This is a genomic window from Ruegeria sp. BHSA123, from assembly GCF_059613425.1.
The window spans coordinates 1-11,671 of the sequence record NZ_JBXWSL010000073.1; the positions used below are offsets into that span (position 1 = coordinate 1).

At 56.9% G+C, this 11,671-nt stretch carries 11 protein-coding genes; 4 read left to right on the plus strand and 7 right to left on the minus strand.

All coding sequences use genetic code 11. The annotated features are described in order from the left end of the window. The first annotated feature begins 145 nt into the window (after positions 1–145). On the plus strand, positions 146–619 hold the full coding sequence (locus tag AC2FNC_RS18240) for a GNAT family N-acetyltransferase (RefSeq protein ID WP_480555075.1): 474 nt from the start codon (positions 146–148) through the stop codon (positions 617–619). Between the two features lie 80 nt (positions 620–699). Here the strand turns inward: AC2FNC_RS18240 and AC2FNC_RS18245 are convergent, their stop codons facing one another. Continuing rightward, a complete protein-coding gene (locus AC2FNC_RS18245) occupies positions 700–1,896 on the minus strand; it encodes a BCCT family transporter (protein WP_496716181.1) in 1,197 nt (398 codons plus the stop codon). Between the two features lie 182 nt (positions 1,897–2,078). On the opposite strand from AC2FNC_RS18245, the gene AC2FNC_RS18250 reads away from it, so the two are divergent. The 3 genes from AC2FNC_RS18250 to msrA all read left to right on the plus strand — a co-directional run bounded on the left by AC2FNC_RS18250 (position 2,079) and on the right by msrA (position 4,047). After that, the gene (locus tag AC2FNC_RS18250; protein ID WP_496716173.1) at positions 2,079–2,963 is read left to right on the plus strand and encodes a DMT family transporter; all 885 of its coding nucleotides are present in this window, start codon (positions 2,079–2,081) and stop codon (positions 2,961–2,963) included. Positions 2,964–3,088: 125 nt separating this feature from the next. Continuing rightward, on the plus strand, positions 3,089–3,538 hold the full coding sequence (gene msrB, locus AC2FNC_RS18255; protein WP_480474611.1) for a peptide-methionine (R)-S-oxide reductase MsrB: 450 nt from the start codon (positions 3,089–3,091) through the stop codon (positions 3,536–3,538). After that, positions 3,535–4,047, plus strand: a complete 513-nt coding sequence (gene msrA, locus AC2FNC_RS18260; protein ID WP_496716175.1) for a peptide-methionine (S)-S-oxide reductase MsrA — start codon at positions 3,535–3,537, stop codon at positions 4,045–4,047. The genes msrB and msrA overlap by 4 nt, the downstream gene beginning before the upstream one ends. Positions 4,048–4,086: 39 nt before the next feature. Here msrA and AC2FNC_RS18265 read toward each other — a convergent pair whose 3' ends face one another. The 6 genes from AC2FNC_RS18265 to AC2FNC_RS18290 all read right to left on the minus strand — a co-directional run. Then, on the minus strand, positions 4,087–6,090 hold the full coding sequence (locus AC2FNC_RS18265; protein WP_496716176.1) for a hydantoinase/oxoprolinase family protein: 2,004 nt from the start codon (positions 6,088–6,090) through the stop codon (positions 4,087–4,089). A gap of 72 nt (positions 6,091–6,162) precedes the next feature. Beyond that, the gene (queG, locus tag AC2FNC_RS18270; protein ID WP_496716178.1) at positions 6,163–7,200 is read right to left on the minus strand and encodes a tRNA epoxyqueuosine(34) reductase QueG; all 1,038 of its coding nucleotides are present in this window, start codon (positions 7,198–7,200) and stop codon (positions 6,163–6,165) included. Positions 7,201–7,273: 73 nt separating this feature from the next. Beyond that, a complete protein-coding gene (fzlA, locus tag AC2FNC_RS18275) occupies positions 7,274–7,939 on the minus strand; it encodes an FtsZ-binding protein FzlA (protein ID WP_480474603.1) in 666 nt (221 codons plus the stop codon). Between the two features lie 58 nt (positions 7,940–7,997). Continuing rightward, complete coding sequence (gene mtgA / locus AC2FNC_RS18280; RefSeq protein ID WP_480519711.1) at positions 7,998–8,732, minus strand: monofunctional biosynthetic peptidoglycan transglycosylase; 735 nt, start codon at positions 8,730–8,732, stop codon at positions 7,998–8,000. A gap of 39 nt (positions 8,733–8,771) precedes the next feature. Beyond that, positions 8,772–9,686 carry a Hint domain-containing protein gene (locus tag AC2FNC_RS18285; RefSeq protein ID WP_480519709.1) on the minus strand — a complete coding sequence of 305 codons (915 nt, stop codon included), beginning with the start codon at positions 9,684–9,686 and terminating at the stop codon, positions 8,772–8,774. Positions 9,687–9,867: 181 nt separating this feature from the next. Next, positions 9,868–11,671 (minus strand): glutamate synthase-related protein (locus tag AC2FNC_RS18290; RefSeq protein ID WP_496716180.1); only part of this gene is annotated, 1,804 nt, incomplete at its 5' end.

Sequence of the window (11,671 nt, forward strand, 5' to 3'; positions counted from 1 at the left end):
ACAGTGCACTGGGCTATCGCCCGCCAGCACCTGAAACCATCATCCCGATGGATCACAGGCCGATGATGCACTAACAATCAAATCGGACCAGTCAGATGAGGCTGCTCACTTTGAATTCCTGCTTGGCCCGCTAAATCCCAGTTCTATGGAACAGGATATTACATTCACGCGACTGCCCCTCGTCTCAGCACCTGAGATACTGGCGCATATGAGAAATCCAATTCTTGCCGAACACATGCCTCTCCTGACGCAGGATTGGGATGAGGAAACAGTCGCCAGTTTCGTTCATGCGAAAGAGTCGTGTTGGGCGCGGGACGGCCTAGGTCATTGGGCAATTCTGCACCGCGGACAATATGTGGGATGGGGCGGTTTTCAAAAAGAAGGTGAAGAGTGGGATTTCGGGCTGGTCCTGAAGCCCAGTGCATTTGGACTGGGTGCCAAAATAGCGCGTCAGGCCATCGCATTCGCAAAGCAGGACAATCGTATTCCGTTCGTGACATTCTTGCTGCCGCCTTCACGCACGAAACTGCGCGCAATGACTAAACTCGGCGCGTATTTTGTTGGGCAAGTAGACTACTCTGGCCACAGCTTCCTCAAATATCGTCTCGACACGGAATGAGGCGCGAACCGGGCAGCGCCAAAACACGGCTGCGGGCCCCGATGTCGAGGCCCGCTTTTGTTTTGGTAGGTTAGAACCAATCAGTGAATCGTCTCAACCTTGTGGAAGTCCAGATCACGATCTTCCGGCATGGCGTCGATACTCATCACCTCTTTGCGCTTGGTTACAAGGATATAGACCACGCAAGCCAGGTAGAGACCGACTACGACGGCTCCGATCCATTGGATTTGCAGCCACTGGCTCTGGAACAGCAGGGTCAGGACAAACAGCAGCGCGACGTTGCCGGCGACATAGGTCGCCTTGCCAAACCGCTCGGCGGTCATGTTCAGGTTGTCCGTATAGAGCCTAATCAGAGAGTCCAGCGAGTTGATCACAAAGGTCACGCCCACGATTACCATCGCGATATTGGTGATCCCTGCGGTGCTGATACCGTTCAGATGATAGTAGTAGAGAACGGTGAACCAGATCCCCAGCGGGATCGACGGGAAGATCAGCAACGCCGCCAGCAACTGCCAGGTCTTCAACCCGCCCACAAAGCGCGAAGTAAACTGGCCAATCATGATTGACCACGCAAACCACCAGAACAGGTAGAAGGCATGGTAGTCAGTCAGCGGCAGGACAAATTTGTGCATATTGGTGAAATAGGCGCCAATGTTACTGCCGGTTTCGACAAACCCGGTCATTCCCATACCAGCGGCCGCCCACATTCCCAGGATCAGGGCCATGAACAGGAAGGTCGAGCCCACCGACAGGATCCGCACATATTTCAGGTCGGTCGACGAGTATGCCGCCGCCAATATGACCACAAACACGATGACGTAGAAGGTGGTAACGACAGATTCGCCATCTCCGACCTCTGGCAGGTAGCCAGGCAGGTAGATCAGGAACAGGCTGGCGGTAAAGGCGCAGGTGCCAATAATGACCACGTTGTTGATCAGTTTGACCAGCGGGATCTCAAAGAATTTCACGCGCGGTTCGATCACGCAGAAATAGAAGGCTGTCAGGAAGTAAAACGCCCAGATCAGAAAACCCCAGAAACCGAATTCGATCGCCAGTGGATTAGCAAAGGCATATGCCGGATCTTCGGCATACCCACCAAATTCTGTCAACGGGAACATGATCAGGCCAACATCCAGACCGGACGTAAACAGGATCGCGATGAATGTGAAAAGGTGAACAGGTGTCACGCCAACGCAGCGCAGGTTCCACCATTTCACGACGAAGAACGCGACCAGGCCCAACGCCAGTAGGACGCCAAAAGATAGAATGTATTCCAGAAGCACCGACAACCCTCCCTTGATATGTCAGATCCCGGAGCTGATAGCTTTAATTGGTCAGTCAATCAACGAAAACATAAGGGCGACTTTCCTGTCATCACATATGCGTCTTTTATGACGCGCAGCGCTTGCGACCGATCACAAAATCGGGGACAGTCCGCGCAAAGTGACAGGGGGTCTCCATGGATCTGCGCGCCATAGCCATGGGGCTGACATTTGCCCTGATCTGGTCGTCCGCCTTTACCTCGGCGCGGATCATAGTGGCAGACGCCTCTCCTTTGTTTTCGCTGGCTCTGCGGTTTTTGATCTCAGGGGTTCTGGGGGTTCTGATTGCCCGGGCGATGGGGCAAAGCTGGCACCTGACTCGGAACCAATGGCGGGCGACAATTCTGTTCGGTATCTGCCAAAATGCCCTGTATTTGGGTCTGAATTTTTACGCGATGCAAACGGTCGAGGCTTCGGTTGCGGCGATTATCGCGTCCACAATGCCCTTGCTGGTGGCACTGGCAGGGTGGCTTATTTTTGGCGAGAAACTGCGCCCTCTCGGTATTTTGGGTTTGTTTACCGGATTCACCGGCGTCGCCCTGATCATGAGCAGCCGGATCAGTTCTGGTGTCGACATGTTCGGCGTCGCGCTATGCGGCATCGGAGCTTTGGCGCTGACCTTTGCCACCCTCGCGGTTCGCGGCGCAACCTCAGGCGGCAATTTCATGATGGTCGTGGGCCTGCAGATGCTTGTAGGTTCCGCCACGTTGTTCGTGGCCGCTCCGATCTTTGAGACCATTTACATCCACCCGACGCTGCCACTGGCATTGGCGTTCACTTACACAACCCTGTTTCCTGGGCTGCTGGCCACGCTGATCTGGTTCCTTCTTCTGGATCGCATCGGCGCGATCCGCGCAGCCACGTTCCACTTTTTGAACCCGGTATTTGGTGTCACGATTGCGGCCATATTATTGGGCGAAAAACTGGGCGCGATGGACGCAATTGGCGTTACCGTCACGACGCTGGGTATTCTTGCGGTTCAGCTGTCACGCCAACCTTCTGGCAAAACGGCTTCGGCCTAAAGCAAGGACCCAAATGTTTGCGTCTGACCGACTGCACGACTGTGAGAGCTGTTTGAAATATCGCTTTGCTTTCTACCCTGCAGCCCCCAGATAATGGCTCAAACGTCAAATCAGCCGGAGGATCCATGACACGCTACACCAAAGACCCCACGGTTATCGCGGCGCTTTCGCCCGAAGAATTTCATGTCACCCAACGCAACGGCACCGAACGACCGGGGACAGGCAAGTATTTGGGGAACAAGGAACCGGGCATCTACGTGGACATCGTGTCAGGCGAGCCGCTGTTTGCTTCGACCCACAAATACGAATCCGGATGTGGCTGGCCCAGCTTCACCAAGCCGATCCTCCATGAGCATGTGGAGGAGTTTCGCGATACGACGTATGGTATGATCCGGACCGAGGTTCGCTCGAAACACGGCGACAGCCATCTGGGGCATGTCTTCCCCGACGGCCCGCGAGAACATGGTGGCCTGCGGTATTGCATCAACTCGGCCTCGCTCAGGTTCATCCATCGGGATGAGATGGAGGCTGAAGGTTACGCCGAATTCCTGATCCACGTGGAGGAAATCCAATGACTGAAAAACGTGCTGTACTGGCCGGAGGCTGCTTTTGGGGTATGCAGGACCTGATCCGCAAGCTGCCGGGCGTCTTGCGAACCCGGGTGGGCTACACCGGAGGCGATGTGCCCAACGCAACCTATCGCAACCATGGCACCCACGCCGAAGGGATCGAGATCTGGTTTGACCCGTCGCAGATCAGTTACCGCGACCTGCTGGAATTTTTCTTCCAGATTCACGACCCGACCACGGTGAACCGGCAAGGCAACGACCGAGGCATGAGCTATCGTTCCGCGATTTACCACGTCGATGAAGCCCAAAGAGCAACTGCGCTGGATACTATCGCAGATGTGAATGCCAGCGGCATGTGGCCGGGAAAAGTCGTAACCGAAGTCGAACCCGTCGGCGATTTCTGGGAGGCCGAACCCGAGCATCAGGATTATCTTGAGCGCATCCCGAACGGATATACCTGCCACTTCCCGCGCCAGGACTGGGTTCTTCCCAAACGTGCCAGCGCCGCAGAATAATGCACCACCTGCCCGGCCCCTCTGTACAAGTCAGAGGGGCTAGCCCGCCGCAACCCGCGGTCGCCCGCTTGCCTCGACCGTGATCATTGCTTCGACAAACACATCATTGGCCTCGACCCGCGCGGTTTTGATGTCGCGATCCACGATCACGCGGATATCTTCTGCACCGGCTTCGCGCACCGCACCTTCAGCTTCCGACCTCAGAACATTTTCCAGCAAAGCCAACGCGTCTTCTGATGCGGAAAAATCCTTGGGCCCGCCCTTGAGATGTACACGATACCGCCCTTCGGCAGGGCTTGTCACCGTGCCCGATCGCCGTAAGGTCAACCGTCCCACGACGGCGCCAATCGCATTGGCTACGCCCGCATGTTCCGGCAGGATCATCCGGCAGTGCAGCCGTTCACCAACCGCCCGGTAATAGCTGGGGGCTGATGCCCCAAGCCCCACAACATCAACGTTTAGAGCTGCGGTCAGCGACAACAAACCGCGATGCCGCGCCAATCCGCGCTGTGTCAGGACATGCCGCGCCAACTCCTGTGGCGGCAGCCCGAAACTGTCCGGTTCCTCATCAAAAACAGCCTCTAACAAGATCAAACTGGTCTGTTCCGTCAACTGGTCCACGATCATTTGCGCCAGCGCCTCGGCGGAATTTGCCAACATATCCCCGGACCCGACCCGTTTGCGCGCAACCAGTTCTAGTGCCTTACGGGCGGCTTCAGCATCCCAGGCATCCACCCGCCCCAGTACATGGCTGGCATCCGACGGCGTCACGCCCGAGATCTGAACGATCCCGCGATCCACCAACCGGGTCAATGCGCCGCTCTCCATTCGGGACCTAAGCAAGGAACCAATCGGCAGAACCTGATCTCCCAACCGCTCCAACAGGGCTTCTTCGCGCACATCTATACCGTCGTCACGTATTCCCGGCACGCGTCGGGCAAAGCGCGTATCGTGCTCACCCACCGTCGTGGCCCGCAATTGCTCGTCCAGAACGGCATGAACGATCGCGGGCGCTTCCGAGGCGATCAGGGACACCGGAAGAACGCGGCGCGGCCCCAGAAAAACACCGCCCTGCAACCCCTCGGTCACGACATGCACCTGACTGTCACCTCCAAGGCCATGGGTGCGCATCGCAACTGCCTCGACCATTGTGCGGAACCCGCCCACCTGTGCCCCTGCCGTGTCGATCGCGGGCTTACCGTCACGGATCAACGCCACGTCAGTTGTCGTACCGCCAATATCCGACACCAACGCATTCTCTGCGCCAGTCAACCAGCGCGCGCCGACAATTGACGCGGCAGGTCCGCTCAGGATCGTTTCAATGGGGCGTTCACGCGCCTGTTCAGCACTCATCAACGCCCCATCACCGCGAACAACCATCATCGGGGCCATAATCCCCAACTCGCGCAGCCGGTCCTGCGCCCGCCCGATCAAACGGTCGATCATCCCGATCAGCCGCGCGTTCAACACTGCCGTCACGGCGCGTTTCGGCCCATTCAGCTTTGCCGACAAGTGATGCGAACATGTTACCGGAGCCCCGGTTCTTTCCGAAACGATTCGCGCGGCTTCAAGTTCATGCGCGGGATTACGGGTGGCAAACTGAGCGGCTATGGCAAAGCCTGAAATCCCCTTGTGAGTGTCTAAAAACTGCTCCAGCGCGGCAACATCCAATGGTGCAGCTTCGCTGCCAGAATGGGAATGCCCACCAGACATAACCAGGGCCGGGTCCCCTTTTAACGCGTCCTTCAAACCGTGCTTTTCAAGGTCGCTGTCTTTGAACCCGATATAGATCAATGCAACGCGCCCGCCCTGCCCTTCGACCAAGGCATTTGTCGCCAATGTAGTGGACAAAGAGGCCATTGAAATCTGATCCGGCGCAACTTTTGCCTGCTCCAAAACGGCAGAAATCGCCTTGCCTACACCAATTGCCAGATCCGCACGTGTGGTCAGGGACTTGGCCGAGGCTATTACCTCTTTTTCATCCCGGATCAGTACCGCATCGGTATAGGTTCCACCCGTATCCACCCCCAAAGCCAGCGCCATCGGGTTCTCCTTACTGTTCGCTGCAGATTGGTGTAGCGATTGGGGCCGACACGTCCAGCCTGTTTGCGGCAATTATGAAAGTTGTTCCACCGCCCAGCGCGCTGCGTCGGCCACGGTTTCATCTGGGTCATCTGTCAAACTTTGGGCCGCGGCCCTCAGTTTCGACTGCCCCGAGTTTCCAATGGCATAAAGCACGTTGCGCACAAACCGGTCGCGCCCGATCCGTTTGATGGGTGAGCCCGAGAATTTCGCTCGGAACGAAGTATCATCAAGCGCCACCAGCTCTTCCAGCGCAGGCGCCGCCAGATCTTCGCGCGCTGCATAGCGCAGGTCGCTTGCGGCAACCGCAAACTTGTTCCACGGGCAAGCCGCAAGGCAATCGTCACAGCCGTAGATTCGATTGCCCAGCTTTCTGCGAAGCTCAGGCTTCACAGGGCCTTTATGCTCGATTGTCAGATAGGAAATGCACCGCCGTGCGTCCAACTGATACGGGCCCGGAAAGGCGTCCGTGGGGCAGCTGTCCAAACAGGCCCGACAAGACCCGCAGCGATCAATCTCAGCGGGATCCGCGGGTATATCCAAAGTTGAAAAAACAGACCCTATAAAGGCCCAATTACCCCACTCCCTGCTGACCAGATTCGTGTGTTTCCCCTGCCAGCCCAACCCGGCGGCCTGCCCCAAAGCTTTCTCCGGCACGGGTGCAGTGTCAACAAACACCTTAACCTCGCCGCCCGCCTCGGCAATCAGCCACCGCGCCAGGCGCTTCAGTCGCTTTTTGACCAGATCATGATAGTCTTTGTTCTGCGCATAGACAGAAATCGCCCCGTGGCCGCGTTGCTTCAAGACGTCTGTAGGATCATGTTCCGGCTTGTAACTCTCGGCCAGCATGATCACTGATCGCGCCTCGGGCCAAAGGGCCGCAGGATCACCGCGCCAATGCGTCCGCTCGGCCATCCATCCCATCTGCCCATGATACCCTGCGTCCAGGAACGCTGCCAAACGCTCGGGAACTTTTGGAACATCCCAGGGGCGGCAGACACGGCACGCAACAAACCCCTCTTCAAGGGCCTGCTGTACCAGCTTTTCCTTCAAATCTGATCCGCTCTTCATCTGGCCAAAAATATCCTCGGGGGGAATCGCGCAGATGCCCGATGGGGGGAGACAGCCCCGCTGGCACACACTATCAGAAATCCAGATCTGCGTAATGGGGCGGCGGCCGGAAACCCGGCACCTGATCCGCCAGAATAGAGCGAAAAGCAGGGCGCGATTTGATTTTCGCATACCAGTCCTTGACCACCTGACTGCGGTTCCAATCCACATCCGAGATATAGTCCAGCGACGACAGGTGCGCCGCTGCCGCGAAATCAGCCAGTGTCATCTGATCACCGGCCAACCACCGGCGGTGATCCAACAGCCATGCCATATAATCCAGATGGTACTTGATCGCTTTGGCACCCTGTTTGACGTTCTTGCTGTCAGGATAGCCCTGACCCGTCACTTTTTTGTTCACCCGTTCGTACAGCAGCTTCGACGTCACCTCATGATGGAATTTGTCGTCAAACCAGCCGACAAGGCGCCGTACTTCGTATCGGGCTTCGGGACTTTTTGGCATTAATGATGGTTCGGGGCGGGTTTCCTCAATATATTCGCAGATCGCCGCGCTTTCCGACATCATTTGTCCGTCCAGACGCAATACTGGTACTTTACCCGCAGGGTTTCGGCGCAAAAAGTCGGGATCCTGCTCCCAGTATCGCTCTTCGACAAGCTCAACCTCGATCTTCTTTTCCGCCAAAGACAGCCGAACCTTGCGGCAATACGGAGAGAGGGGAACATGAAACAAACGCGCCATGGGCTTCCAATCGAACCAGTGAGTACCCGACAGATTTAGCCTTGGCAGGCGACGGGTTTCAATCCTCGAAACAATCTGCGCGACCATCTGCGCGGATGGTGGCCGCCCCATCCAGAATAGATGCCGCCCGTCTGCGCGTACGCGCCGTCGGATCTGTGACTGACCTGTTGCGCGGTGACGGCAGAATGGCGGCAATCCGCGCTGCCTGAACTGGGGTCAGTTTCGATGCGCTGGTGTTGAAATACTGTTGCGCGGCAGCCTCGACCCCAAAAACGCCATTCCCGGTTTCGGCAACGTTCAGATAGACCTCAAGGATGCGCCGCTTGCTCCAGAAAATCTCGACCACAGGTGTGATCGAAGTTTCCAGCGCCTTGCGTATCCAACTGCGCCCCTGCCAAAGGAATACGTTCTTTACCACTTGCTGTGTAATGGTCGAGGCACCGCGATTTCCGCCATCCTCAAGCGCATCTCGAATGGCCTCTACATCAAATCCCCAATGCAGGCAGAAATTCGCATCCTCTGCTGCCACAACCGATCGCGCCATGATCGGGGCCATGTCCTCGATCGGTACCCATTCACGCTCAACCTTTCCCAATCGGCGCCATTCTGACCAGATCGTATGGGTTAAAGGTGGGTTCACAACCGAATACAACAGGATTATCGCAAGCAAAGCTCCTGCAATTGCCGCAACCGCACGAGTCAGCCAACGGCGTATCTGACGCACCGTTGGTGATTTCCTGCTGGATGCCTTGTTTTTCTTACCGCTTGATTTGCGGGCTGCTTTCTTCGCCATACTTCAGCTATACGACGCGCGGTCCGGGTTTGAAACGGCCTAAATTGCGAAGGCGCGCGCTTCGCGCGGGTGAACAACCGGGCGTGCGGTTTCTACCGACATCGGATCATGACCTGCCAGTTCAGGGAACAGATGCAGGACCTCGCTCTGCGTTTCGCGGTCCGAGGCCGACAACGCATGCCCCGGATAATAGCTTTCGCTTTTGGCACCATTGGCGATGACGATCTCGTGCTGCTTGAACAAAAGGTGGAAATACTCCACCTCACCGCCTTCCACGCGGGTCACCGTTTTTCCATTGACCAGAGCATGTGCCGGAATCAGCGCTTCAGCGTGCCCGGACAGATACGAGGCTCGCCAGTCTTCAATCAGCATCCTATGCTGAGGCGAAACAAGCAGCGGACGATCCAGGTCGAACACTCCGGCCTCAAACCGGATCGGGGCCAGCTTTCCTTCGGCGGCTACCACTGTACGCCCAACCCAGATCAAAGGCTGAGGGCCATGATCCACGGTCGTGACCAGATCACCGACCTTAAGATCTTCCACCGTGCGTTCCCCATCCGGGGTCATTATCATGGTGCCCGGCGTGAAACAGGGCGGACCCAAATTGCCGACATTCAGCGGCCCCTGTGTGTTGACGAAGGTGGCTGAAACAAACGTTCCCGGCTGCAAGACCTGGCCGTCTGTCGGTGTAAAAACCCGAGATCCATCAGCCAGATAAAACGTGGTGCCGGTATAGGTTACATTCCCGACGCCCGCGACGTTGATGGTAACAGTGTCTCCCGGCCAGGAATTCGTAACGTCCTGGCCATTGACTGTATCACCACTCGGTGCATCAATTTCGTTGTCATCATCTGCATCGATCAAAGTGAAACTGCTAACCGCGACAGCCGTTCCCGCAGGCGGCGGGTTTGCTGGATCGAAAGTATAAAACTGATCCTGATACGGTGTTGGCATCCGGTTGCCCCTGTCTGCTTATCATCTGGTGCCTAGATCGGCCCATGATTATCGCCTGAGTGTGAAGAAAGATTGGCGATTTTCGGATAAACGGGCAAGACCAGCACTGAAACGTCGTTAATATACGAACCCCGCGTGGTGCAAATGACACGCGGGGTTTCGAGAGGCAAAAAGTTTCGGCTTATTCCGCCGGAACTGCTTTGGCTTCAACACTCAGTGGGTGGCTAAGTTTGTTCAGCATTTCCTTCGGGCAAACCTGCAGGAAGTTGCCTTTTTCCACATCCCAATGCTGAAGAATATCAGCAGCCTTGCGGCTTTGTGATTCAGCAGCGTGACGCATGATAAGCGTTTTTAACTGATCTTCCCAGTGATCCACAGTGACCCGGCAAGTGACCAGCGTTTCCCTGTTCATCAGCGCCTCGGCCTTGCCTTCGGGATCATACAGATAGGCCATTCCGCCTGTCATGCCCGCACCAAAGTTGGCTCCGATCGTTCCAAGGATAACGGCGACACCGCCGGTCATGTATTCACACCCGTTGGAACCGCACCCCTCGACAACAACCTTGGCGCCAGAGTTCCGCACCGCGAACCGTTCACCGGCGCGACCGGCGGCAAACAGATACCCATCAGTGGCCCCATAGAGAACCGTGTTACCAATGATCGTATTGTCATCTGCTTTCAGCGGGCTGACTTGCGGTGGGCGCACGACGATCATACCCCCGGACAGGCCCTTACCGACATAGTCATTGGCATCGCCCGACACTTCCAGCTTCAGACCCGGGGCCGCAAAAGCTCCCAGCGATTGCCCGGCAGAGCCTTGCAACTTCACATGCAGATGGTCGTCCTGAAAGGTGTTCCGCATCCCGAAATTCTGCACAATATGGCTGGACACACGGGTTCCAACGGTCCGGTGCGTGTTCTGCACGGCATAAGACAGCTGCATCTTTTCACCATCCTTCAGGAACCGGGCCGCATCACGAACGATTTCGGCGTCCAGCGTATCCGGCACCGCGTTGCGCTCTTTGTCGCGGTTGTAGACGATGTTATGTGCCCCATCGACAGTGATCAGCAGCGGATTGAGGTCCAGATCGTCCAGATTCGCCGATCCCCGGCTGACCTGAGCCAACAGGTCGGCTCGGCCGATGATCTCGTCAACCGAGCGCGCACCGAGGCTGGCCAGCAACTCTCGCACTTCCTGGGCATAGAAAGTGATCAGGTTCACCACTTTATCCGCATTGCCGGTGAACTTGGCGCGCAGGGATTCATCCTGCGTACACACGCCCACCGGACAAGTGTTCGACTGACACTGACGCACCATGATACAACCCATGGCGATCAGCGCGGCGGTACCGATGCCGTATTCCTCGGCCCCCATCATCGCGGCCATGACAATGTCGCGACCGGTACGCAGACCACCGTCGGTCCGCAGGGTGACGCGATCCCGCAGGTTGTTCATCGCAAGAACCTGATGCGCCTCGGTCAGGCCCATCTCCCACGGCAAACCGGCATATTTGATCGAGGTCGCAGGCGACGCGCCTGTACCGCCATTGTGACCCGAAATAAGGATAATATCCGCTTTCGCTTTGGCTACACCGGCAGCAATCGTGCCAACGCCCGAGGACGCTACCAGCTTGACCGTCACCTTGCAGCGCGGGTTGATCTGCTTCAGATCGTAGATCAGCTGCGCCAGATCCTCGATCGAATAGATATCGTGGTGCGGCGGCGGCGAGATCAGCGTCACGCCCTTGGTCGAATGGCGCAGGCGCGCGATCAGGTCGGTGACCTTCATACCTGGCAACTGACCACCTTCGCCGGGTTTTGCACCCTGAGCGACCTTGATCTCAAGCTCTTCACACTGGTTGAGGTATTCCGCAGTCACGCCAAACCGGCCCGAAGCCACCTGTTTGATCTTGGCCGAAGGGTTGTCGCCATTGGGTTCAGGCACGAAATGTGCCGGATCTTCGCCACCTTCGCCACTGTCGGAT